This window comes from Corallococcus terminator (assembly GCF_049194865.1).
Taxonomy (GTDB): domain Bacteria; phylum Myxococcota; class Myxococcia; order Myxococcales; family Myxococcaceae; genus Myxococcus; species Myxococcus terminator_A.
Map to the genome: position 1 here is coordinate 180,192 of NZ_JBLZWL010000142.1, position 23,495 is coordinate 203,686.

The 23,495-nt window shown below is 69.2% G+C and carries 17 protein-coding genes and 1 pseudogene; 11 read left to right on the forward strand and 7 right to left on the reverse strand.

Annotated features, from left to right (window positions below; all coding sequences use genetic code 11):
* Positions 1–158: 158 nt before the first annotated feature.
* The 4 genes from ACN469_RS42315 to ACN469_RS42330 form a co-directional block, all read right to left on the reverse strand.
* Positions 159–1,388 (reverse strand): mechanosensitive ion channel family protein, encoded by a 1,230-nt coding sequence (locus ACN469_RS42315; protein ID WP_498777881.1) that lies wholly within the window; start codon positions 1,386–1,388, stop codon positions 159–161.
* A 238-nt stretch (positions 1,389–1,626) separates the two neighbouring features.
* The gene (locus ACN469_RS42320) at positions 1,627–2,094 is read right to left on the reverse strand and encodes a nuclear transport factor 2 family protein (RefSeq protein ID WP_498777883.1); all 468 of its coding nucleotides are present in this window, start codon (positions 2,092–2,094) and stop codon (positions 1,627–1,629) included.
* 76 nt (positions 2,095–2,170) lie between these two features.
* The gene (locus ACN469_RS42325; protein WP_498777885.1) at positions 2,171–3,619 is read right to left on the reverse strand and encodes an aldehyde dehydrogenase family protein; all 1,449 of its coding nucleotides are present in this window, start codon (positions 3,617–3,619) and stop codon (positions 2,171–2,173) included.
* Entirely contained in the window at positions 3,609–5,255 is a 1,647-nt protein-coding gene (locus ACN469_RS42330) for an acetolactate synthase large subunit (RefSeq protein WP_498777887.1), read from the reverse strand. Before ACN469_RS42330 ends, ACN469_RS42325 begins: the two co-directional genes overlap by 11 nt.
* 102 nt (positions 5,256–5,357) lie before the next feature.
* Between ACN469_RS42330 and ACN469_RS42335 the strand changes: the two genes are divergently transcribed.
* From ACN469_RS42335 to ACN469_RS42360, 6 genes are all read left to right on the forward strand, one after another.
* Positions 5,358–6,242, forward strand: a complete 885-nt coding sequence (locus ACN469_RS42335; RefSeq protein ID WP_498777889.1) for a LysR substrate-binding domain-containing protein — start codon at positions 5,358–5,360, stop codon at positions 6,240–6,242.
* A gap of 125 nt (positions 6,243–6,367) precedes the next feature.
* Positions 6,368–6,751, forward strand: coding sequence for a VOC family protein (locus tag ACN469_RS42340; RefSeq protein ID WP_498777890.1), 384 nt, complete (start codon positions 6,368–6,370; stop codon positions 6,749–6,751).
* Positions 6,752–7,269: 518 nt separating this feature from the next.
* Positions 7,270–9,225 (forward strand): eCIS core domain-containing protein, encoded by a 1,956-nt coding sequence (locus ACN469_RS42345; protein ID WP_498777978.1) that lies wholly within the window; start codon positions 7,270–7,272, stop codon positions 9,223–9,225.
* A gap of 118 nt (positions 9,226–9,343) precedes the next feature.
* Positions 9,344–12,910 (forward strand): hypothetical protein, encoded by a 3,567-nt coding sequence (locus ACN469_RS42350; RefSeq protein WP_498777891.1) that lies wholly within the window; start codon positions 9,344–9,346, stop codon positions 12,908–12,910.
* Between the two features lie 119 nt (positions 12,911–13,029).
* Positions 13,030–13,719, forward strand: coding sequence for a hypothetical protein (locus tag ACN469_RS42355; protein ID WP_498777892.1), 690 nt, complete (start codon positions 13,030–13,032; stop codon positions 13,717–13,719).
* A gap of 161 nt (positions 13,720–13,880) precedes the next feature.
* Positions 13,881–14,678 carry a phytanoyl-CoA dioxygenase family protein gene (locus ACN469_RS42360; protein ID WP_498777894.1) on the forward strand — a complete coding sequence of 266 codons (798 nt, stop codon included), beginning with the start codon at positions 13,881–13,883 and terminating at the stop codon, positions 14,676–14,678.
* A gap of 298 nt (positions 14,679–14,976) precedes the next feature.
* On the opposite strand, the gene ACN469_RS42365 is transcribed toward ACN469_RS42360, so the two are convergent.
* Positions 14,977–15,678 carry a sigma-70 family RNA polymerase sigma factor gene (locus ACN469_RS42365; protein ID WP_498777896.1) on the reverse strand — a complete coding sequence of 234 codons (702 nt, stop codon included), beginning with the start codon at positions 15,676–15,678 and terminating at the stop codon, positions 14,977–14,979.
* A 31-nt stretch (positions 15,679–15,709) separates the two neighbouring features.
* Here ACN469_RS42365 and ACN469_RS42370 point away from each other — a divergent pair.
* The 3 genes and pseudogenes from ACN469_RS42370 to ACN469_RS42380 form a co-directional block, all read left to right on the forward strand.
* Positions 15,710–15,805, forward strand: a pseudogene (locus tag ACN469_RS42370) (zf-HC2 domain-containing protein); the annotation flags it as partial.
* Positions 15,806–15,823: 18 nt separating this feature from the next.
* Entirely contained in the window at positions 15,824–18,604 is a 2,781-nt protein-coding gene (locus ACN469_RS42375) for a tetratricopeptide repeat protein (protein ID WP_498777980.1), read from the forward strand.
* 48 nt (positions 18,605–18,652) lie between these two features.
* Positions 18,653–19,258, forward strand: a complete 606-nt coding sequence (locus tag ACN469_RS42380; RefSeq protein WP_498777898.1) for a GNAT family N-acetyltransferase — start codon at positions 18,653–18,655, stop codon at positions 19,256–19,258.
* Positions 19,259–19,298: 40 nt separating this feature from the next.
* Here ACN469_RS42380 and ACN469_RS42385 read toward each other — a convergent pair whose 3' ends face one another.
* A complete protein-coding gene (locus tag ACN469_RS42385; RefSeq protein ID WP_498777900.1) occupies positions 19,299–19,820 on the reverse strand; it encodes a hypothetical protein in 522 nt (173 codons plus the stop codon).
* 162 nt (positions 19,821–19,982) lie between these two features.
* Here ACN469_RS42385 and ACN469_RS42390 point away from each other — a divergent pair, with 162 nt between their 5' ends.
* Entirely contained in the window at positions 19,983–21,308 is a 1,326-nt protein-coding gene (locus tag ACN469_RS42390) for a lipoprotein N-acyltransferase Lnb domain-containing protein (RefSeq protein WP_498777902.1), read from the forward strand.
* Here ACN469_RS42390 and ACN469_RS42395 read toward each other — a convergent pair.
* Positions 21,220–22,524: a sensor histidine kinase gene (locus tag ACN469_RS42395; RefSeq protein ID WP_498777904.1), complete on the reverse strand. Its 1,305-nt coding sequence runs from the start codon at positions 22,522–22,524 to the stop codon at positions 21,220–21,222. The genes ACN469_RS42390 and ACN469_RS42395 overlap by 89 nt on opposite strands.
* On the opposite strand from ACN469_RS42395, the gene ACN469_RS42400 reads away from it, so the two are divergent.
* Entirely contained in the window at positions 22,523–23,272 is a 750-nt protein-coding gene (locus ACN469_RS42400) for a response regulator (protein WP_498777906.1), read from the forward strand. The two genes, ACN469_RS42395 and ACN469_RS42400, sit on opposite strands and share 2 nt — an antisense overlap.
* The last annotated feature ends 223 nt before the right edge of the window (positions 23,273–23,495 follow it).

Below are 23,495 nucleotides of genomic sequence, written 5' to 3' on the forward strand. Positions count from 1 at the left end.
GACGGAGACGGACCGGCACTTTCCGCTTTTCCAGTGAATCCCCGCAACTGCTACCTCCCTCGGGGACGAGAAAAGAGCGTTCACGGGTCAACAGAGCCGGTCTGTCCTGTTGCGTCACCCTCCTGGACCCACAAAGGCCCCTACCGAGGTGGCGGCCCTCAGTCCCGGGTCTGCGCGGCCAGGGCGGCCAGGCCCGGGCGGACCGCGCCCATGGGCGAGTCGGACTCGGCGAGGCTGGCCTCTGTGCGCACCATGGGCAGGCCGTGCGTCTGGGTGCGCAGGAAGGCCATCAGCTTCTCGCGGACGATGCACCGCAGCTCGAAGGCCTTGCCGGAGTCCGACGCGCTGATGAGGGCGCGCAGCTTCATGGTGCGCTCGGACAGGTCCGTCACCATGAGGTTCTGCACCTTGCCGTCCCAGAGGCCGTTGGACTCCTGCTCCAGCACGCGCTTGAGCTCGGCGCGCACCGCGGGCACGTCCGTGCGGAAGTCCACGTACAGCTCCGCGGTGCCCATGATGTCCGGCGACACCTTGCTCCAGTTCTGGAAGGGCTTCTCCAGGAAGTGGCCCATGGGAATGACCAGCCGGCGCAAATCCCACACCTTCACGACGACATAGGTGAGGGTGATCTCCTCCACCCACCCCCACTCGTTCTCCACGATGACGGTGTCGCCGATGCGGATGGGCTGGGTGATGGAGAGCTGGATGCCGGCGAGCAGCGTGGAGATGGACTTCTGCGCCGCCAGGCCGATGAAGAGGCCGGCGATGCCCGCGGAGGCCAGCAGCGACACGCCCACGTTGCGGACCGCCTCGAACTGGAGCAGCAACAGCGACGCGACGATGAGCACCACCGCCACTTCAATCACCCGGCGCAGGACCGACAGCTGCGTGCGCAGCCCGCGCGCGCGGGCCACGTTGCCGCCCTTCTCCTCGCGCACCACCGTCTGCTCGACGAAGCCCGCGGCCAGCTTCACGAAGCGCAAGAGGAACCAGCCCACCGCGGCCAGTCCGACCGAGCGGGCCACCAGCTCCACGCCGGCCTTCGCCACGGGCGGCAGCTTCAGCGCCCACAGCCCCGAGGCCACCAGCACGACGAAGAGCAGGTAGCGCACCGGCCCTCGCGCCGACGCCGCGAGCTGATCATCCCAGCCCGACTTCGTCATGGCCGTGGCCCGGTCCACCAACCGCATCACCAGCCACTCCACGCCCCGCCCCAACAGCCACGCCCCGGCCACCAGCACGCCCAGGCCCGCCCACTGCCACAGCTCCAGTCCGCCCCAGGAGCCCTCCGGCACCGGCACGGGCAACGGAGGCGCCGTCCCCGCTACCCCGGAGGCCTCCGCGGGCAGGGCGGACAGCAGCGACAGCAGGGAGCTTGAACGGACCATGTCTCTCGGACCTCTCTTGGCGGGACGCGTGCGAGCGGGAGCGCACCGGACGGTGTGCCCTCGCGAATGCCTCCACCCTCGGGTGAAAGTTTGAGGTCAAATGTACTAGCGGTATGAGGGGATGGGGTCCAGCAACTTCTCCGGGCCTGGACGCCCTGCGGCGTGCAGGCGTCGCGGGCAGCACACGGCGAGCGGCCGTGCGAGCCCTCACGGGACACGAAGCGTCGACGGCGGTGCGCTACTTCTTGTCGGTCGTCGCGGGCGGCGGGGCCTTGGGGAGCCGTGAGATGTGGCTCGCGGCAATCCGCCAGCGGCCCTCGCGCTTGATGAGCGTGTCGGTGAAGCGGAAGTCCGCCTCGAAGGGCGAGCCACCGGAGACGCCCTTCACGGAGGTGACGCCAATCACCACGGCGGCGTCGCCATAGAGGCGGACCTTCATGTCGTGGTTGCGGAAGACCTCGTAGCGAGGCTCCTTCGCGCGGACCTCGGCCAGCGTGGCCGCGCGGTCCGTCACGTTCCCCGCCGAGTCCATCTGGGTGAAGCCGTCCGCGAGGAAGCCCTCCAGGAAGGCGACGTCGCCCTTCCGGAAGGCCTCGCACGCGGCATGGAGCCCATCGAGCACGGCCTTCTCATCCGCGTTCGGAGAGGCGGCGACGGACGGAGACGACAGCGCGAGGACCACGAGGGTGAGCAGCGACCTGAACATGGAGGGCCCTTTCGAGAGAGGCCCTCGACGTACAGGCGATGGCTCCGACTGTCGAACCGTCGTTGTTCCTTGAAGCTCAGTCGTCCGCTGACGCCCGCTGACGCAGCACGAGCAGCCTCGGCTCGGTCATGTCCTCGATGGCGTACTTCACGCCCTCGCGTCCCAGCCCCGAGCCCTTCACGCCGCCGTAGGGCATGGTGTCGACGCGGAAGCTCGGCACGTCGCCCACCACGACACCGCCGACCTCCAGCTCGTCCCACGCCCGCATCGCGCGCGACAGGTCATTGGTGAAGAGGCCCGCCTGCAAGCCGTAGCGGCCCTCGTTCACCGTCCGCAGGGCGTCGGTGAAGGACGTGAAGGGCTGGAGCAGCACCACCGGCCCGAAGGCCTCCTCCGCGCAGAGCGGTTCGTCGGCGGGCACGTTCTCCACCACCGTGGCCTCCAGCAGCGCGCCCTTGCGACCACCGCCCGTGAGCACACGCGCCCCCCGCGCCACCGCGCTCTGAATCCAGCCTTCGAGCCGCCGCGCCGCGGGCTCGTCAATCATGGGGCCGAGCGTCGTCGCCTCGTCCCGGGGATTGCCCGCGCGCAACGCCCGGGCCCGCGCGACGAGCAGCGCCTTGAGCGCGTCGTAGTGCGACACGTGCACGAGCACGCGCTGCACGGAGATGCAGCTCTGCCCCGACTGGAAGAAGGCTCCGTGCGCCACCCGGTCGGCGATGACTTCCAACGAGGCGCCGGGCTCGCGGTCCACGACACAGGCCGCGTTGCCACCCAGCTCCAGCACCACCTTCTTGCGCCCGGCGCGGGCCTTGAGGTCCCAGCCCACTTTCTCCGAGCCGGTGAACGACAGGAGCTTGAGCCGCTCGTCCTCGATGAGCGGGCCGATGTCCGCGAGCGAGGGAGTGATGACGGAGAAAGCGCCTTCGGGCAGGGCCGTCTCCGCGAGCACCTCCGCGAGCAGCATCGCGCTCACGGGCGTGCGGTCCGACGGCTTGAGGATGAAGGGGCACCCCGCGGCGATGGCGGGGGCGACCTTGTGGGCCACCAGGTTGAGCGGGAAGTTGAAGGGAGTGATGAGGGACACGGGTCCTACTGGAACGCGACGGGTGAAGCCCCGGTAGCCCTCCGCGCGCGGCGACACCTCCAGGTCGAGCACTTCGCCCCCACCGCGCACCGCCTCCTCGGCGGCGGCCTTGAAGGTCTCGATGAGGCGCGTGACTTCTCCCCGGGCGTCGCGCAGGGGCTTGCCCGCCTCGATGCAGAGCACCTGGGCCAGCTCCTCCGCGCGCTCCTGGAAGCGGCGCACGCAGTGCTCCAGGATTGACTGGCGCGCGTGGGCCGGCAGCTTGCGCATGGGCTCGGCGGCGCGCACCGCCCAGGCGATGGCCTCCTCCACGGCGGCGGCGTCCGCGAGCGCGACGCGCGTCACCACCTCCCCGGAGTACTTGTCGATGACGGGCAGCTCCGCGGAGGGGCGGCGCGGCCGGTTGGCCAGATAGTACGGGTAGCGTTCAGCCAACATGGAGCACCTCGAGTTCCTTGTCCCCGACGCCGAGCGCGCGGGTGTTGTCCGAGTAATCGATGGGCAGGTCGATGACGTGCACGCCGCCCGCCTCGAGGCTGCGCGCCAGGGTGGTGCCGAACTCCGCCGCGCTCGTGGGCCGGTGGCCGTGAGCGCCATAGGCCTCTGCGTAGCGGACGAAGTCGGGGTTGCCCAGGGCCATGCCGAAGTCCGGCAGGCCCATCTCCCCCTGCTTCCAGCGAATCATTCCGTAACCATCGTCGCGCACGACGATGACGACCAGGTCCAGGCCCAGGCGCACCGCCGTCTCCAGTTCCTGCGAGTTCATCATGAACCCACCGTCGCCGCAGACGGCGACCACCTTGCGCCGAGGGTTCACGAGCTTGGCGGCAATCGCGGACGGCAGCCCCGCGCCCATCGTCGCCAGCGCGTTGTCGAGCAGCAGCGTGTTGGGCCGCTTCGTGCGGTAGTAGCGGGCGAACCACAGCTTGTACATGCCGTTGTCCAGGCAGACGACTCCGTCATCCGGCAGCGCGCGGCGCACCTCGGCCACCAGCCGCGCGGGGTAGATGGGGAAGCGGTCATCCGCGAAGCCTCGCGCGAGCTGAGCCTCCAGTCCGGCCCGAGCCTTGTCGAACGGCGCGAAGTCCCAGTTCGTGCGCGAGCCCAGCCCCTCCGCGATGCGCCACACGGCGTTGGCGATGTCGCCCGTCACCTCCAGCTTCGGGAAGTAGACCGGGTCGACCTCCGCCGAGGAGAAGTTGAGGTGGACGACGGCGCGGCGGCTGTCGCGCATGACGAAGGGCGGCTTCTCGATGACGTCGTGGCCCACGTTGATGATGCAATCGGAGGCTTCGATGGCGCGGTGGACGAAGTCGCCGTCGGACAGCGCGGCGGTGCCCATCCACAGCGGGTGGGACTCGTCGACGACGCCCTTGCCCATCTGCGTGCTGGAGAAGGGAATGCCCACCCGGTCCACGAGGACGCGGAGCATCTCCGACGTGAGCTTCCGGTTGGCGCCCGCGCCAATCATCAACAAGGGGCGCTTCGCGGAGGCGATGGTCTCCACGGCCTGGGCGATGGAGCCCTCATCCGCCACGGGCCGCCGCCAGGAGCTGGGGGCCAGGAGCGCGGCCTCGGTGGAGTCACGCGCCACGTCCTCGGGCAGCTCCAGATGCGTGGCACCGGGCCGCTCCTCCTCCGCGCGCCGGAAGGCCTCGCGGACCGCCGAAGGGATGTGCTCCGCGGAGACGAGCGTGCGCGTCTGCTTGGTGAGCGGACGCATCATCCCCACCACGTCGACAATCTGGAAGTGGCCCTGCTTGCTCGCCTTGATGGGCTTCTGGCCGGTGAGCATCACCATGGGCATGGCGCCGAGCTGCGCGTACGCGGCGGGGGTGACGAGGTTGGTGGCGCCCGGCCCCAGCGTCGCCAGGCACACGCCCGCGCGCCCCGTCAGCCGCCCCCAGGTCGCCGCCATGAAGCCGGCCGCCTGCTCATGACGGGTGACGACCAGCCGCAGGCCGGAGGCGCGCATCGACTCCAGCAGGTCCAGGTTCTCCTCTCCGGGGAGTCCGAAGACGCAGCGCACGCCCTCCGCTTCGAGTGCTTTGACGAACAGGTCCGAGGCCTTCATCGCAGTCCTTCCTTCCGTGACAAGGGAAGTTCTACGGCCCGGGCTCGATTCGTACATTCGTTTGTTCGCATGGAGTCGATAGGCCGCATCTATGATGCACTCATGGAGCTCCGGCACCTGCGCTACTTCACCGCCGTCGCCGACACGCTGCACTTCGGCCGTGCCGCGCGGCGGGTCCACGTCTCCCAGCCCACGCTGTCCCAGCAGATCCGCCAGCTCGAGGAGGAGCTGGGGACGCCGCTCTTCGAGCGGGCCAGGACGGGGGTGCGGCTGACACAGGCGGGAGAACTCTTTCGCACCTATGCCTCGCGGGCACTCGAGGACGTGGACGCGGGGCGGATGGCGGTGGGCGCGCTGCGGGGGTTGGCCAAAGGCTCGCTGCGCGTGGGCTATCCGCCGAGCATGCGCGGCCTCGTGGTGCCGGCGCTGGCCTCGGTGCTGCGTCGCCATCCTGGGCTCGTGTTGAGCGCGGAGGAGGCAGTGGTGCGGCGGCTGGAGCGGCGGCTGGCGGACGGCAAGCTGGACGTGGGGCTGGGTTATGCGCCCGCGCGCTCGCCGGACCTGGACACCGAGCCGGTGTTCGACAGCCGGCTGGCGCTCGTCGTGTCGCGGGGACATGCGCTCGCGTCGGCGGAGTCGGTGGGGGCCCGGCAGCTCGCGAGCGAGCCGTTCGCCCTGCTCTCCCCGGGGCTTCGCGTGCGCTCACGCGTGGATGCGTACTTCGCCACGCTACGGCTGTCTCCGCGCATCGCGCTCGAATCGAACGCGGTCGCCACGGTGCTCGCCATCGTCCGCGCGGGACTGGCTGTCACGGTGCTGCCCGAGCCCCGGCTCGCGGACGTGGAGCGACTGGTGGTGAAGCGACTGGCGCCCGCGCCCCGCTCCGAGCTGGCCGCCCTCCTCTGGCGCAAGGGTGCGCCCCGCGCGCCCGCCGCCGAGCTGTTCGCCTCCGAGGTCCGCTCCCGCACGAAGGAGACCGGAGATTGAGTAGAGCGCGTCGCGCACACCCACAACCAGATGGTTGACTGTCACGTCGTCGCCGCTATGCTCAACGAAGCGGTTGAACGTCGTCCGGACTCCCCGTGGCGGCGCAATCCACTCCCGAGGAAACGATGCGAATCCCTTTCTGCAGTCTGTTCGTCGATGACCAGGAGAAGGCGCTCAAGTTCTACACGGAGAAGATGGGCTTCGTGGAGAAGGTGAACGTTCCCGCCGGAGGTGCGCGGTGGATCACCGTGGTCTCCGCCGAGGACCCCAATGGCACCCAGCTCGTCTTGGAGCCCAATGGGCATCCAGCGGCGACGACGTACCAGAAGGCTCTCCACGAGGGCGGCATTCCCGCCACGGCGCTCATGTCCTCGGACATCCAGAAGGACTATGAGCGCCTGAGCGCGCTGGGTGTGGTGTTCCGGCAGAAGCCCATCCAGATGGGGCCCGTCATGGGTGCCATCTTCGACGACACCTGTGGAAACCTCATCATGATCAACCAGGTCTGAGGGACAGGGCCTGGGGGCGTACACCTCGCGCCCCCCAGGGAGGATGGGCCGTGGCAGCATCGTCGAGTGGGAGCCGCGTGGTGGAGGAATCTCCCCCGGGAGGTCGAGCCGGAAGGGAGAGACGTCCTCGCTCCTTCCCGCGCCCTTCATGGGCAGTCACACTGCAGGGCACCCATGAAGCTGTCGGGATGGCGTTGATGAAGCGGTGATTCGCCGCGCATCAACCCGCCGGAAGGCCTTGCTTGAAAACGTTCGCGTCGAAGGCCGGGGAGGCAACCGAAGCGAGTGAGCACTCCGCCAGGAGCGGCGTGAGCGTCAGCACCACCGAGGGACACGCACCGCCACAAGGCCCGAGGGTCGACTCGTTGATGCAACTCCAGTCGATGTACGACCGGAGTCCGCGCGTCGTCGCCCAGGCGAAGCTGGCGAGGTCCCTCTCACCCCCACCCGTGCAGCGCAAAGAGAACCGCACGGGCCTGCCCGACACCCTCAAGGCCGGCATCGAGTCGCTCTCCGGCATGTCCCTGGACGATGTCCAGGTGCACTACAACTCCTCTCAGCCCGCGCAGCTCCAGGCCTTGGCCTACGCCCAGGGGACCGACATCCATCTGGCCCCTGGCCAGGAGCGCAACCTGCCTCACGAGGCGTGGCACGTCGTGCAGCAGGCGCAGGGGCGAGTCTCGCCGACACGTCAGACCCAGGGCGTCGCCTTGAACGACGACTCCGCCCTGGAGGCGGAGGCGGACCGCATGGGCGCGCGTGCCGCCGCCAGCAGGCAGGCGGCCCCTTCGCAACCCTTGCAGCGAGTCGCATCGGCAGGCGGCACGGTGCAGCGCGCCGTCATCCTGGGGAGGGAGCCCACGTCCTGGTACCACCTGTTCTCGGGCCCGATGATGAAGCGGCTCCTGTCGATGAACGACTACGACAGGGTCCTGGCCCAGGTGAAGGAGTACCTTCAGGCGCTGCCAGAGGAGGCCACGCCGGAGGACGGACTCAGCCCCAAGAATGTCGCCGTGTGGAAGGGGCTGAAGACGCATGCCGTCGACAACCAAGGCTTGATTGAGAAGACGCTCGCCCGATGGATCGGCGCGCGGACGGCGGCGGTCGCCTCGACCACGGGCATCGACGAGCGGGCTGAGTGGAAGGAGTTCGAGAACATCGAGGAGCTGGCGCTCGCCCTGGCACACGAAACGCACCCCCAATACCAGAAGAACATGGCGTTCGAAGGCCAGTTGGCCGACGTGGTCAACAACGACGAATGGGTGAAGACGCAGCTCGAAGCGGTCAGGGAGAAGGTCGACCAGTTCATGGGCGCGGAGGTCTCGACCTTCCGGAAGCTCGCTGAACCGGTCGAGCGTCATCTGGTCGGCAGTTACTCCTGGCAGACGACCGTCACCAACCTCTTCAGCGCGTTCAAGACCACCGACAAGCGCGAGCCGCCCGCGGCCATCTCGGAGAACAAGCAGGTCATCACCGAGCAGATCACCTTCCTGCATGACCTGATGGAGCGGTGGAGTTCGTCGGGCGCCGGGTCCATGGCGGCGACGATTCACGAGAAGCTCAATGTCGAGCCGGTGTTGCCGGACGCGCCCAACAAGGCGTTCGAAACCATCATGCTCGACGAGGACCAGTCGGAGTTCCGCGCGGACGGACCTCCGACCGTCCGGCTCCATCGAAACACCAAGAAGGTGGGCGCGGAGGAACGCGAGGCGGTCGTGCTCGACCTCGCGATGAGGCGCGCGATCCGCGCGGCCCAGAAATCGTTGGCGGCCAATGACAGGATCGGGCGCCTGCGAAACGAAGCGAAGGTGGCCGAGACCCCCGAGAAAAAGGCGGCCCTGGAGCAGGAGATCGCCGAACTGGAGCGCAGAATCGAGGCCCGCAAGGTCAGGCTCACGGCCGAGGGCTTTGGACAACTCAGCTTCAACGACAACCAGACTCCGCGGGAAACGGTGGACGGCCGCGAGGCAGAGGGGCAGCAGCTGCCGGCCCCAGGAATGCTCGTCGGTTACCTCAAGGCGCAGCAGCAGCAGCGCAGCGAGGACAAGCTCCGGCGTGTCAGAGTCAACGAAATCGACAAGTCGTCAAAGGCCAAGGGGCGGCGAAACGTCGGCACCCGACTGGAGAACAACCCGGACACTCTGCTCGCGCGGGTGATGTCGGCGCCCGTCACCGCCGGCCGCTCGATGACCACCGCGAGGATGCTGCAGCTCGTCGAGACGGTCGGAGGCTCCGACGAGGAGAAGACTGCGGTGGCCTACGCGCTGTTCGCCTATTGGGCGCGCACGTACAACCAGGGCCTGACGCCAGTCCACACCTTCCATGAGACCCTGGATGTGGCGAACAACTTCGGCGTTCCCTACAAACCGTTCCACTACCCGACCCCGGTCGACGGAGCACTCGACCTGATGGCACCGGGCAGGTTCGTCCCCATGTCCGAGGTGGCGGAAGACTCCGTCCCTGACGACGAGTAGGACGCCAGCCAGACTGGCCTCGACGCTCTGGATCTGTTCTTTCCAGTCAGCTGTACTCACGGCATGTGCCGTTGGACAGGTTGTCAGGCCGGGGCGCGTCGGTAAGTCTCCCGCGGCCATGCACGAGACTCGCCTCTCCACTCTGCGCGCCGAGCTGTCCGTTACCCACCACGATGCTCGCGTCAGCAAGATGGTCGAGTTGGGTCGCCTCGCACGGACGGAACCCGAAGTCCGCGAGGTCCTCGGGCAATTGTCCCAGGGCGATGCCCATGACCGGCAGCTTGCTCTCTTCGCCCAGTACAGCTGGCGCGATGGGAGCCAGGTGCTCTCCGCCACCACCGACGTGTCCGCCCGCGTCCGGTCCCTGGCCTACCATCTGGTCCCCCTGGCCTGTGACGACACTCAAGCGCTGGAGGCGCTGAAGATGGCGCGCGCCATTCGCCGCCAGGAGGGCCTCCTCCGGGGGCTCGTGAGGACGGAGCGGAGGGGCGTCATCGATGTGTATCTCGACGGGCTGGCCACCTCCGCGGACGTGCCCGACTTCGCTGACGCCGTCCCCTGGGCGACCCCCGAGGGACTCCGCCGCCACCTCCCCCGTGCGCTCACGCGCCCCAGCGTGCGCTTCTGGAACCGGCTGGCGAACGACGCCCCCGGTATTCTCGGAGAGGTGTTCTCCGCGCGGTTGAAGGCCGTGACGGGCGAGCCCGACCCCGTGACGCGCATGTACCTCCGGGCGTACCTGCCTCGCATCGCCGATCAGGCCCCCGACGCGGCGCTGGAAGTGTTCGAACTGCTGCTCTCCCGCCACATCCACCCGGATGACAACGCCTGGCATTCCCTCGTGCTTCATCGGCCCGAGGCCGCCGTGGCGCTGCTCCAGCGGCATGAGCACGCCCCTGTCATCGAGAAGCTGTTCGCCCGCGCCGCGCCGCGATTGAGCGAGGACGCGCTCAAGTGGCTCGTTCGCCGCGCCCCCCGCTCACTGGGGGACGCCAGGACCTTGCTGACGCGGCTCTCCGAGTCCGCCCGTCGCGCCGTGGTCGAGGCGTGGTGCGCGGCGGTGGATGTGGCGCCCGACTGGGGCGCTGCGTTGCTCCGCTCCATCCCCGACACCCACGAGCGAGCGCGCGTCCATGCGCGCTGGAGCGTGGCCGCGAGGAATCCGGAGGGCGTCATTCCCGTGGCCACGTTGACCGCGCTGCCCATCGACCTGCGTGAGCGCGAGGCGCGTCGACATCTCCACGACGTCGTTGCCCTGGGCACCCGCCCCCTGCAGCGCATGGAGTACGCACGGCTGCTGTCCTGGGATGAGGCAGAAGCCGCCCTCAAGTCCCATCTGGGCCACCCCGAGGCCAACGTGCGCGGCGAGGCGCTGGCTTCGCTGCTGGCCATTGCCGGGTTGCGCGCCGACGAGCCGGCCCTGGTGGACCGTGCCCTGCCCCTGGTCCTGGCACGCAAGAACGAGCAGGACCCCGTGCGCGGGGCGATGCTGGGTGCGCTCGTGCTGTGGCCCCGCCGTGTGTGGCGCCGCGAGCACACCGAGGCCGTGGGCCGGTTGCTGCGCGACGCGCTGGATGCGGCGGACCTGTCCTATCGGAGCGCGGAGCTCGCGGAGACGCTGCTGCTGCGCACCTTCGCCAGGGCTCCGGATTGGGGTGCGACGTGGTTGGCCACCCTGCTCAAGGAGCGCGGCCAGCTCTTCAACAGCCGCCTGGGAGAGTTCCTCACGGAGGACGAGGTGCGCGCCGCCGCGCCCCAGCTCCTGGGCATCGCTCGGGGCTGGGTGCAGCGCGAGCGTGGCGAGCCGCTGCTGGCGCTGGTGAACAGCCTGGGCGCGCGTGCGCATCTGGTGCCGGGCCTGTCCGAGCTCGTCGTGTCCATTCGCGACGAGACGCCCTGGTCCATGCTGGCGCTGGGGATCGCCCAGTGGCAGTCCAAGCACGACCGCGCGGGCTTCGAGTCCACCGTGGGCTCCGTGGTCCGGCGCTTCCACGACCGGGGTTGGCTGTCTGAAATCACCGCGCTAGCACGCTCGGAGGACAAGGCGCTGCCGTTGCATCCCGAGCTCGTCTCCGGACTGGAGCGTGTGGCGCTCGGCATGGGGATGGAGGCTCACTCCGCCTTGACGGTGCTCCGGCTGCGGGCTTGGCGGGCCTTTGATGGATTGCTGCCTCGGCTGCTGAAGTCCGATGCCAGCGTCATCTGCTTCCCCGTCGTTCACACGTACCTGCACCGCCGCAGGCAGGAGCTGCTGACGCCCTACCTGAGCGCGCCCGTCGTCCACGGCCGCTTCGCGACGGCGAAGACCGGCTGGCTGCTGGTGTTCGACGCCAACGGCTTCCACCGGTGGACGTCGGAGCAGAGCGCCCTGTACTCGAATGCGGTGGGGCGACTGTTCGAGGACCCCGAGCGCGACACGCCGACGCTGCTGTGGGGCGTCGCGACGCTCGCGGCGGTGGACTGGGCGCCGATGGAGGGGCTGTGCGCGCTGGTGGACGACGCGCGGCTCGCGGTGCGGGACAAAGCCATCCAGGTCCTGTCGCGGTGTGACCAGGGTCAGGGCGTGCCGACCCTGCTGCGCTGCCTGGAGGATGCCCGCGCGCGCGTCGCCATCTACGGGCTGAGACGTGCGTTCAATGGCATGCCTCCCGGGCGCGTGCTGTCGCTGTTGGCCAACGTCCCGCTCACCAAGGTCACCGTCGCCAAGGAGGTGGTGCGCCTGCTGGGGGAGTTGCGCGCGGACGCCGCCTACGAGCGACTCGTGGAGTTGGATGGAATGCGCCTGCACCGGGATGTGCGCATCGCCATGCTGCGCGCGCTCTGGGACCACCTGGAGCGCGAGCCCACCTGGGCTGTCTTCACCCGCGCGGTGGAGGACGCCGACTGGGTCATGGCCGCGCGCCTGGGCGACGTTCCCGCGGAACGGCTCACCGAGGCCTCTGACCGCAAGTTGTCCGCGCTGCTCGGACGGGTGCTGGAGCGGCCCGAGCCGGAGGCGCGCATCGACCTGCTCCAGCGCGCGGCGTGGCTCGCCGTGAAGGATGTCGAGCGGACCTTCCTCTCCGCCTGTGGGGCTCGGCTGGCATCGCCCTACGACGACGAGGTGAGCGCGGCCATGCGGGCCCTGCTCCATCGCTCCAATGAACGAGACCTGGAGCGCCTGGAGGGCATGTTGGAAGCGGTGGCCAAGGACAGGCGCGCGTTGACCGTGGCGCTGAACCAGCTCCTGTGCCTCAACGTGAAGTCCCGCGCAAGCTACATGCTGGCCGCGCGCGTGGCCGAGCAGGTCCTCTCCCAGGACAGCCGCCTGGCGCCGCTGCGCGTGCGGTGCGCCACGGCGGCACTGGCTCCGCTGGCGCTGGCGGAGCGGCTGGCTCACATGGGCGAGTCGGGGCACCTGCATGCGGATGCGCTGGAGGCGTGCCGCGCCGCGGTGAACACGTTGCCCGTGGGCGACCTGGAAGCCGTGGAGGCCCGGCTCACCGTGAGCGGGAGCGCGGAGGCACGGCGCGTGGCGGTGTGGTGCCTGGTGCGCGACGCGGCCCCGGGGCGTGGATGGACGCCGGAGCGCCTGGGCAGGCTCGCGCGACTCCAGCACGACGCGTCCCCGCTGGTCTCCGGTGCCGCACAGGCCTTCTTTCCGCCTCGCGAGCAGGTGTCGCCGGCCGTGGCTTCCTCCGCGTAGGACCTCGGCTCCAAAACGCACGACATTAGGAAAGCTTGAATTCCATGTTAAAATCGAATTCAAGCGCTCGGACTGGAATTGCCAGACGGGCGCCGTCGCGCTTGCGCGGAAAGGCACTCATGTTCAAGCAACTCGGCAGTGTGCTGTGGATGGCGTCGCTTCTGGTGGGCTGTGGCAGCCTGGAGCCGAAGCTGGAGGACGAGGCGTCCTTCGAGGCGTCGTCGGAGCAGGGCATCTGTGGCATCGGCTGTCCATCCGGGCAATACCCCACGCGGTTCTACTGCAACCTCGCATGCAGTACGAATTGCGTCTCTCCCAACGCGACGGACTGCTCTGCCATACCGATGTGTGGGAGCATCTCGACGTGTGGCATTGGTTGTCCGACGGGGTACTCGTCCACGGGGACGTACTGTAACCTCAGTTGCGGCTCGTCTTGCGTCTCCCACAATGCGACGCGCTGCATGAGGACGTGTCCTGAGCAGCCCTGCCCGAACCTGCCGTCGGGGAGCGTGGTGGACAGTGGCTCCGCCGGGGGGTTGCGCTACTTCGAGCTGTACTACTCCTCGTTCACCAGCGTGAACCCGAGCATCGGAACGGCGAGCTTCACGCATCTCAACTGCTTCAATGGCTTCACCGTCGGGCAGATCTCCTGCAACGGCTCGCCGGTATCGGCCACCGTGACGTACTCCGACACACAGCAGATCAACATCGCCATCCCTACGTCGGGTGTGGCGCGGAACTGCGTGGCCTACAGCTCCAGCACGAACACGCAGTACATCCGGTTCGACTTCGTCGCTCCCGCGAACTGAGTGAGTGGCCACGGGATGGGGCCCTCGTCGCGCGAGGAGAGGCCCCGTCCTGGGTGCTGGTCTTCACGAGGAAGCGCGGGAACATGTACGACCGCACCTGTCAGGCCCAACGAACCACGTTCGTCGCGACGCTTTCCATGACCATTCCCCACCCTGCCCCCATGTCTGTTCTGAGTGACGCACAGGTCCAGCGGTTCGTCGAGGAAGGCTTCGTCCGGCTCGATGACGCCTTTCCCAGCCAGGTCGCGGATGCGGCGCGCGACATCCTCTGGCACGACACGGGCTGCTCCCCAGATGATCCATCCACGTGGACTCGTCCCGTCATCCGGCTCGGCGAATACGTCCAGGAGCCCTTCCGACAAGCAGCCAACACCTCGCGATTGAGAGCCGCGTACGACCAGCTCGTCGGTCCTGGACGATGGGCTCCGCGAATGAGCCTGGGCAGCTTTCCCGTCCGCTTCCCCAGCACCGAAAACCCCGGCGACGATGGCTGGCACGTCGACGCCAGCTTCCCTCCCCCGGATGGAGGCACCGGCTCCTTCTTCGAGTGGCGCGCCAATGTCGCATCACAGGGCCGCGCGCTCCTCATGCTGTTCCTGTTCTCCGACGTCGGAGAGCAAGACGCTCCCACGCGCATCCGCGTCGGCTCCCACCGGCACATCGCCAGGCTCCTCGCCCCGGAGGGCGCCGCGGGACTGAGCTTCATGGAGATCGCCCAGAAGCTCGACGCGACCACGTCCTGTCCAGAAGCCCTGGCCATCGGTGACGCGGGAACCGTCTACCTATGCCATCCCTTCATCGTGCACGCCGCGCAGCCCCACCGAGGCACCCGACCGCGCTTCATGGCCCAGCCTCCGTTGTTCCCCTCCGGGCCCATGACACTCGACAGCCACGCGGGTGCCGACTTCCCCATCACGCAGGCGATTCGCAGGGCACTCGACGAAGCCACCTCGCGCTGACGAGGCCCGCCCGTCGACTCGACCTCGGAGAGCAGAGGCCGCGTCGCGTCGCGCTCGAACAGGGAGCGTGGAGCCGCCCCCCGTGGGTCGACTCCACGCTCCCCTCGAATCCCAACCGCAACGCTCATCCCGCCCCGGGCCCGCGCGTGGGGTGTGAGGAAACAAGGCGCGCTCCGGGGTGCATCTCCCTGGAGACACAGCCCGCGCACAGGTGGCGCATTTCCCGCGAGCAAAGCTCCACCCGCGTCACAACCCCCTGGTTTCCCAGCGCTTCCACCCTCGAGTCCCCCAGGGAAATTCAGGAGGGCGTCGCGTCGCGCATGACGCTGCGGATGCTCAAGTCCAGCTGACTCTGCAACACCCGCAGCAGGCTGCTGAGCCCCTGGGAGTCCTCACCCAGGCGGGCAGCCAGGCGCTGGCGCACATCATCGCGCAGCCGCTCCCGGGCCTGGGCCAGCCAGCGCTTCACCGTGGAGCGGTCCACCTGATACGCGCGGGCAATCCGCGCCGTCCCCAGCTCCTCCACCAGGTGCAAGCGCAACAGCGTCCGCGCCCGAGGCTCCAGCGCCTTGAGCGCCTCCTGGAACACCGCCGCGAAGTCGTCCCGGTAGTGCTCCTGGATGAACCTCCGGTCCGCGTCCACCTCCTGCACGCTCGTTTCCACGAGCTTGGAGTCATCCAAGTCGAACGAAATCTTTCGCTCCCGCATCAAGTTGAGGGCGGTGCGCAGCGCGGCGACACGCAGCCATGCCAGCAGTGAGCCCTGGCCCTCGTAATCCGCGATGCGCGGGGCACGTTCTCCACTGGGAAGAAAGAGCTTCACGCGCAGCACCTGGAGCGCCTCATCCACCACCGAGACCTCCAATCGCCGGTGCAGCAACGCCTTGCGGAGCTGTGGGGCATAACGCGCCTCGAACTCCGAGAGGGCCTGCGTGTCGCCGCGAGCGCAAGCCCGCGCGAAGGCCACATCCTCTTCATGGTCGGCGCCATTCATCGTCATGACCGCCCCCGTCGGTTATCTTCGTCGCGAAATGGAATGCATCGAGACGCGACGACTCTTCGCCTTCGCACAGGGTGAACTGGACGCCGAAGCGACGCGCCAGGTGGAACAGCATCTTGATTCCTGCGCCTCCTGTCGAGCACTCGTGGCGGAGGCGGCTCGCGCGGAGGACGGGGAAGCAAGCCCGGAGTCCCTGCCTTCTCCCGCGCCCACCGGCACGACGCTGTCGTGGCTCGAGCGGGGCGCCCTGCTGGGTCGCTATGTCGTGCTCGAGCGCATTGGCGCGGGAGGCATGGGCGTCGTCCACGCGGCGTATGACCCGGAGCTGGACCGCCGCGTCGCCCTCAAGCTGATTCGCATCGACTCGACAACACCCGCGCATCTGGAGCGCGCGCAGGCCCGGCTGCTGCGCGAGGCCCAGGCCACCGCGCGCGTCATCCACCCCAACGTCATCACCATCCATGACGTGGGCCGCTTCGGCGAGCACGTCTTCCTCGCCATGGAGCTGGTGGACGGCACCACGCTGCGCGCGCACATCCGCTCGCGCAAGGGGCATGGCGACTGGCGGGAGACGCTGAGCTTGTTCATCCAGGCGGGACGCGGGCTCGCCGCCGCCCATGCACAGGGCCTGGTCCACCGCGACTTCAAGCCGGACAACGCGCTCGTCGGCAAGGACGGCCGCGTGCGCATCACCGACTTCGGGCTGGCGCGCATCGTCGAGGGCATCGACGACACACCCACTCCGCCAGGCTCCACCGCGCCCGCGCCCCTGCGCTCGGAGTGGCACACGCGCTCGGACATGGTGCTGGGGACTCCGGCCTACATGGCTCCCGAGCAGAAACGCGGTGAGCCCTCCGACGCGCGCAGCGACCAGTACAGCTTCTGCGTCGCGCTCCATGAGGCGCTCTACGGCCAGCGGCCCTTCGCCACGCACGCGGTCGTGAAGGCCACGCCCGACGCGCCCCGAGCCGCGCCAGGGCCGCGCCAGGGCTTGGACGTTCCCGCCTGGGTACACCAGGTGATTCTCCGGGGACTCTCCGCCGCGCCCGAAGCGCGCCACGAATCCATGGAGGCGCTGCTGCGCGGGCTCTCCCGCGCGCCGGGCGAGACGTGGCGTCGCGCCGTCCTCGCCGCGAGCGCGGGCCTGTTGCTCCTGGCGGGAGGCGCGGCCCTGCACCGCTCCACCTCCGGGGACCCCTGCGCGGGCAGTGAGCAGGCGCTCGTCGGCGTCTGGGACCCTTCGCGCAAGGCCGTGGTGCGCACCGTCTTCACCGGCAGCGCCCTGCCCTACGCCGCCGGTGCCTGGAGCGAGGTGGAGCGCACGCTGGATGGCCATGCGCGAAGCTGGGTCGCGGCGAGCCACGAGGCCTGCGTCGCCACGCGCGTGAAGGGACAGCAGACGGAGCGACTGCTCGAGCGTCGTGTCATCTGCCTGGACCAGCGACTCAAGGATTTGGGCGCTGTCGCGGACGCGCTGGCGACGGCGGACACCCAGGTCATCCAGAACGCGTCACGCATGGTGCACGGCCTGGAGAACCTGTCGGTCTGCGCGAACCTCTCCGCGCTCGCCGCGCCAGAGCCGCCGCCCACCGACGAGGCGAGCCAGAAACACATGGAGTCCATCCGCACGCTGCGCGCGCAGGTCCGCGCGAAGCTCACCGCCGGACAGGTGGCCCCCGCGCTCAAGCTCGCGACCGAGGTGGCCCGCGAGGCCCACGCGCTGGGCTACGGCCCCCTGGAGGCGGAGGTGCTGGACCTGCTCGCCGAGTCCCAGGGAAAGAACCTGGCCCACCGCGAAGGCATCAAGACCTTGCACCAGGCCATCCAGGTGGCCACCGCGAGTCGACATGACCGGCAGGCCGCCGAGTCGTGGGCTGGAATGATTCGCCTGCTCAGCCTGGTGGGCCCGGAGGTGGATCCCGACGGGATGGCTCCCGCCCATGCGGAAGCGGCGCTCCGGCGGCTGGGAGGTGATGAGCGCATCGAGGCGAGGTACTTCCGCAACCTCGCCAGCCTGCACCGCGTCCGGGGCCGCCGGGAGGAGGCGTTGGCCGCGAGCGAGCGGGCCGTGGAGCTGGCCCGGAAGCTCTACACGGAGAACGAGCCGGAGCTGGGCACGGCGCTGCTCACCATGGGCCATGCCCTCTACGAGTTCGAGCGCCACTCGGAGGGGCTGCGCTACCTGCTCGCGGCGGAGGCCGTCTATCGGAAGACCCATGGCCCCGAGCATCCCTATCTGGCCACCGTCCTGAGCAACATGGCGGTCTTCAGCGTGCGGCTCGGCGACCACGAGAGCGCGCTGAAGTACGGACGCGAGTCGCTGAAGATCAACGCGCGCGTCTACGGAGAGGAGAGCGAGCCGACGGCCAGCGTGTACTTCAACCTGGGGGGCTTCCTGATGGAAGCGGGCCGCCCGGAGGAGAGCATCCAGCACTACGAGCGCGCCGTGCGCATCCGAGACAAGGTGCAAGGGCCCGAGCACGCGGACCTCGTCGTGCCATTGTCGAAGATGGGCGAAGTGCAGTCTTCCGTGGGGCGCTTCGACGAAGCGCTGAAGACCCACCAGCGCGCCCTCGCCATCGCGGAGAAGGTCTCCGGGCCCGACAGCGCCCTCGTGGCGAGGGACTTGAAGTGCCTCGGCGACGACTACCTGGGGCTCCAGCAGCCCCGGAAGGCGATTCCCCTCCTGGAGCGCGCGGTCCTCCTCTTCGAGCGGCTGAACTCCGAGAAGGAACGGAACCACCAGTCCGATGCGCGCTTCGCGCTCGCGCGAGCGCTGGTGAGCACCTCCGGCGACCGCAAGCGGGCGCTGCGACTGGCCACCACCGCGCAGGCCTACAACCAGGGTGACCTCAAGTCCCGCGAGCGCGAGTTCAAGAAGGTCGCGCAGTGGCTGGCGACCCACGGCGCTCCCGGCTCCCACTGAGGCGTTCGAGGAGACACGCGCGCCAGGACTCCACTATCCTTCCCCGTCATGGCCAGCCCCTATGACGTGACGGCGGTGCGCAGCCCCGGGGAACTCCCGCGCATCCTCGACCTCCAGCGCAAGAACCTGCCGAAGGCCATCAGCGCGGACGAGATGCGCGCACAGGGCTTCGTCACCGTGGAGCACGACGTGTCGGCCCTGGAGCGGATGCACGCCCTGGCGCCCAGCATCATCGCGAACCACGAAGGTGAGCTGGTGGCCTACGCGTTGACGATGCCCCGGGAGTGCCGCGCGCTGATGCCCGTGCTCGTCCCCATGTTCGACCTGCTGGACACGCTGGAGTACCAGGGCCGTCCGCTGACAGGGCAGCGGTTCTACGTCATGGGGCAGGTCTGCATCGACAAGGACCACCGGGGCAAAGGCGTGTTCGAGCAGCTCTATGCCAAGCACCGCGAGCTGTATCGCGAGCGCTTCGACCTGCTCGTCACGGAGGTGTCCACCCGGAACACGCGCTCGCTGCGCGCCCACGAGCGCGTGGGCTTCAAGCCGCTGCACACCTACCGCGACGCGACGGACGAGTGGGCCGTGGTCGCCTGGGATTGGAGCGAGCCGCCGGGCCCCACCCAGAATGTCCCTGGGGAGGCCCGACGCTGAAACAACACGCGTGGCCAGGATGTTCTTGGCCTGGCGCCCGTTAGAGCGCGGTGGCCCAGCGCGTGTTGAGGTCGCTCTGGTAGCGGTGGATGGGGTTCTCGGCCTTCTGGACGAGGACGGCCTCCGACCCATCGTCGAGGATGGCCGTCACGGTGATGCCGTTCATGTTCCAGTTATCGCCCGTGCTGAAGATGTCCGGCTGGCCGGAAGTGAACTGGATGCTGAACTCCTCGACGTTGGCGAGCAGCACGCCCGTGGGCGTCGTCATCGTCACGGTGTGCGTGGACCAGTTTCCCCAGCCCGCGCCGTTGTTCAGGTTGATGCCAGTCGTGAGCAGGTTGCCGGACAGCCCCACGTACTTGAGCGACGCCACCGCATGGCTGGCATTGCGCAGGTCATCTCCGCCCGTGACGACGGTGATGCGGAGCTTGGTGATGACACGCATTCCGTCCTCGGCATGAGCCATTCCGGGCAGCAGGAACAGCACAACGGCGGCCAGCAGCGCCGTCAGGGTCGAAACAAAGCGGGGCGTCATCGCACTCGGGGCAAGGGCAGCGTTCATCGTCGTCTCCTCTAGGGGTGGGTCGACCTCGCGGGCATGGCGCGGCCAACGGGGCCGCTTCGCTCGCGAAGCAAAGCCAAGGTGCCGCGAAGCCATGAGCCTGCCCACTGCCAGATTTCTTGCCCTGCCCCGGATGACAGCGAAGTGGAACCCTCCGCCACCATGGGAAGACTCGCGACACTCATCCTGGGGTTGCTCTGGAGCACACCGCTCCTCGCCGCTCCGGACGAGGACTTCGGCTCGCGGCCGGAGGCGCTGCGCATCCAGTTGGTGACGTTCGGTCCCGGCACGCACGTCCAGGAGCGCTTCGGTCACAGCGCCCTCTGGGTCGAGGACACGCGACTGGGCACCCACGCGCTCTACAGCTATGGCGTGACGTCCTATGGCCCCGGCGCCTCGGTGCGCTACCTCCTGGAGCGCCCCACGTACTGGGCCGCCCGGCTCTCGGTGGAGCACTCGTTCTTCCTCTATCGCGCGCGGAACCGCTCCATCTTCCTCCAGGAGCTGGACCTGTCCGTGGAGCAGCGACGTCGACTCCTCGCGCGCCTCGAACGGGACGTGAATCCCGCCACGCGCGAGTACCCGTATGACCCGCTGCGGGGCAACTGCGCGACGCGCCTGCGCGACACACTGGACGATGCCCTGGGCGGAGCACTGCGCGCCCGGCTCACGGGCCCGGCTCCGCTGACCTACCGAGAGCACCTGCGTCGCTATACCCGCGAGGCTCCGCTGTTCCAGTGGGCGCTGATGCTCTGGCTGAACAACACCGTGGACGCGCCGATGTCCCGGTGGGAGGAGGCCGCCTTTCCCCTGGAGCTGGCCCAGGCGATCGCGGAGGGCTCCTTCACGGACGCACGGGGCGCCTCGGCGCCGCTCGTGAGGCGAAGCCACGACGAGCACCTGACCACCACCCGCCCTCCCGCGCTGGCGCCGGGTCCCTCCTCGCTGACGCGCGGGCTCCTCGCTTTCTTCGCGGCGGGCGCGATGGTCCTGCTCTCGGTGCCTCGCTCAGCCATGCACCGCCGCGCCTTCCGCATCGGCTTCGGCCTGTACCACTCACTCATCGGCGCGACGCTCGGCACGGCGGGCGCCATCGGCTTCATCCTGATGCTCGGCTCCGCGCACCCCTACTTCGGCCTCAACGAGAACCAGTGGCTGGCCCATCCCCTGTCACTCGCGCTGCTTCCGCTCGGCCTGGGCATCGCCTTCGGGAATACGCGCGCCGAGCGCCTCGCACGTCACTGCGTCGGAGTGCTCGCTCTCTGCTCCCTGTTGGCAGTGGTGCTCAAGCTGTCGCCCACCTTCCGGCAGGACACCCGCGAGCCGATGTCCGTCCTGCTCGTCACGAACCTCGGCCTGGCGCTCGTCCATGTGAAGCGGTGGCGGGCCAGCGCGTCGCTCACCCTCCGGCGAGGAGCATCACCTCGACCCGCGCCCCACCTCCCGGAAGATTCGACGCACGCAGCGTCCCTCCGCTCGCCTCGATGAGCCCGCCCACCAGCCGCATCCCCAGGCCCGAGCCCTCCGACTTCGTCGTGCCTCCCGTCGGACGCGCCCCGTCCAACAGCCCCGCCCGGAAGCCCGGCCCGTCATCACTCACCCGCAGCAGGATGTTCCGGGTCCCGCCCTCCGGCTCGACGCTCACCTGCACGATGCCGGCACCGCGCTGTCCGTCGCCTTCACACGCGTTCACGAGCAGGTTCGTCACCACGTGAGCCAGCCCTCGCTCGCCGCCCACCACCCAGACTCGCGGGCCGTGCCCCTCCGGAGCCCCGGGCCCGAGCAGGATTCGCACATGCGAGTAGCGCGTCTGCACCACGGCCGCCGCGTTCCGCAGGGTGGTGGAGACCTCGACGGGGGTCGCCTCGTCAATCATCGCCAGCTCGCCCAGGGCGCGTGACTTCACGCTCTCCACGAACTCCCACAGCTCCCGCAGGTCCGACGCCAGGCCCTGCATATGCCGAGAGCACGAGGCGCCTCCCGGGTCTCTCAAGAGCAGGTCCGCGCGCAGCCGCGCCGCCGACAGGAGCGTCCTCGCATCGTGGTGCTCGCGCAGGATGACGCTCAGGTTCGTCCGCGCCCGCCGGATGCGCACTCCCTCCGCGCCGGACTTCAGGACCATCCGCCGCGCCACGCCACAGGCAATCGCGGCCACGCTCCCCGCGCTGCCGACGAAGATGACGAGCAGCGCGACCTCGGAGAGGCCATAGGTCACATGGCTGGCGTTGAACCGGAAGTCGAGGGCGACGAGTCCGCCCAGCAGCACCAGGTTCGCGCCCGTGCCCACCCAGGCCACGCGCGGTGACAGTCGCAACGCGGTGATGAACACCACCGCGATGACGGCGGAGGGGTCCGGCATCCGGAGCAACCCCGTGTAGCTGGGGCCGTGCCACAACAGCGTGGACAGGAGCGTGCCCTGCGCGACGACGGCATCCAGGAGCGCGGAGGCCACGAGCATCCGGGGACCGAACAGGCGGCGGCGTCCCGCCCAGAACGCGACGACCGACAGCGTCATGCCCGACAGCAACAACGCCAGCTCCAGCACCGCCGCGGGCCAGCCCCCCTCCGCGGCCACGCCCCCCAGCGCCAGGAAACGCGCCAGCACCAGCGCGCAGAAGATGATGCGCACCGCGCTCACCAGCACCTCGCCCTCGTTGGACGCGTCGGTGAGGACCTTGCGTGTTATGCTTTCCTGTATGGCCATGGTCCAACACCTCCTGCTGATAGAGGACTCGGTCAGCCTGGCGCGCGTGCTCGAAGACGTCCTTCAATCCCGCGCTGAACGAATCACTCACGTCACCACCCTCGCCGCCGCGCGAGAGGTGCTTCGCACTCAACCTCCCGACGCGGTGCTCCTGGACGTCAGCCTGCCGGACGGCACCAGCGACTCACTCCTGGACGACCTGCTCGCGGTGGAGCCCCTGCCGTATGTCATTGCCATCAGCGGCAGCGCGACGGCCGAGCAGGCCTTCCGACTGGCCGCCAGTGGCGTGCGCGCCTTCGTCCCCAAGCCGCTGGACCTGGCGCGGCTGGAAGCCGTGTGGACCCAGACGCTGGCGCGCCCTCCCGAACTCGGCCCTGCGTTGAGGGCGAGCGCCGGCAAGGTGCCGCTGCATCACTTCGAGAGCCTGGTCCGGGACACCCTCGTGGACGAGGCCCTCGCCAGATCCGGCGGCAGCGTGCGCGGCGCCGCGAAGCTGCTCCAGAATCTCCCGCCAGCTCCTCCAACACATCCTCAACGCCCGCGACTGAACTTCTTCCCCTTCCCCTCGCCCTGGGACAAACGGCGTCCGCCCACAATCTTCAAGCGGCGTACCAGCAGCGCCCCGTCCGCCCAGCCCCGGCCCGCGGCGCGCGCGTGGACCCGAAGGCAACTTCGCGGCGCCGCCCGTTGCCCCACGAGCCACAGCCCGTCGCTCGATTCCTTCCTGGCGGAAGTGAGGAGCTCCTAGGAACTCGCGGCCGTGAAGCTCGGCGCCGCTCCCGGGTAGGAAGCGCACCAGGGGAAACCGCGAGAAGCCAATCCCACCCCCTACCACCACCCTCCGTCGCCGAGCCCTCGTGATGCGGGGCGGCCGGTCCGAGTGAGCGCTGCGCCCAGAGCGGAATCGCGGGCTCCGCGCCACCGGGGGTTGTGGGGTCCAACGAGGCTTCTTCCCCAGCGGCCATGCGAGC

Coding starts and splice junctions, on each gene's coding strand:
- ACN469_RS42315 (WP_498777881.1), bottom strand. CDS start 1,388: ATGGTCCGTTCAAGCTCCCTGCTGTCGCTGCTGTCCGCCCTGCCCGCG.
- ACN469_RS42320 (WP_498777883.1), bottom strand. CDS start 2,094: ATGTTCAGGTCGCTGCTCACCCTCGTGGTCCTCGCGCTGTCGTCTCCG.
- ACN469_RS42325 (WP_498777885.1), bottom strand. CDS start 3,619: ATGTTGGCTGAACGCTACCCGTACTATCTGGCCAACCGGCCGCGCCGC.
- ACN469_RS42330 (WP_498777887.1), bottom strand. CDS start 5,255: ATGAAGGCCTCGGACCTGTTCGTCAAAGCACTCGAAGCGGAGGGCGTG.
- ACN469_RS42335 (WP_498777889.1), top strand. CDS start 5,358: ATGGAGCTCCGGCACCTGCGCTACTTCACCGCCGTCGCCGACACGCTG.
- ACN469_RS42340 (WP_498777890.1), top strand. CDS start 6,368: ATGCGAATCCCTTTCTGCAGTCTGTTCGTCGATGACCAGGAGAAGGCG.
- ACN469_RS42345 (WP_498777978.1), top strand. CDS start 7,270: ATGTCCCTGGACGATGTCCAGGTGCACTACAACTCCTCTCAGCCCGCG.
- ACN469_RS42350 (WP_498777891.1), top strand. CDS start 9,344: ATGCACGAGACTCGCCTCTCCACTCTGCGCGCCGAGCTGTCCGTTACC.
- ACN469_RS42355 (WP_498777892.1), top strand. CDS start 13,030: ATGTTCAAGCAACTCGGCAGTGTGCTGTGGATGGCGTCGCTTCTGGTG.
- ACN469_RS42360 (WP_498777894.1), top strand. CDS start 13,881: ATGTCTGTTCTGAGTGACGCACAGGTCCAGCGGTTCGTCGAGGAAGGC.
- ACN469_RS42365 (WP_498777896.1), bottom strand. CDS start 15,678: ATGACGATGAATGGCGCCGACCATGAAGAGGATGTGGCCTTCGCGCGG.
- ACN469_RS42380 (WP_498777898.1), top strand. CDS start 18,653: ATGGCCAGCCCCTATGACGTGACGGCGGTGCGCAGCCCCGGGGAACTC.
- ACN469_RS42385 (WP_498777900.1), bottom strand. CDS start 19,820: ATGAACGCTGCCCTTGCCCCGAGTGCGATGACGCCCCGCTTTGTTTCG.
- ACN469_RS42390 (WP_498777902.1), top strand. CDS start 19,983: ATGGGAAGACTCGCGACACTCATCCTGGGGTTGCTCTGGAGCACACCG.
- ACN469_RS42400 (WP_498777906.1), top strand. CDS start 22,523: ATGGTCCAACACCTCCTGCTGATAGAGGACTCGGTCAGCCTGGCGCGC.
- ACN469_RS42395 (WP_498777904.1), bottom strand. CDS start 22,524: ATGGCCATACAGGAAAGCATAACACGCAAGGTCCTCACCGACGCGTCC.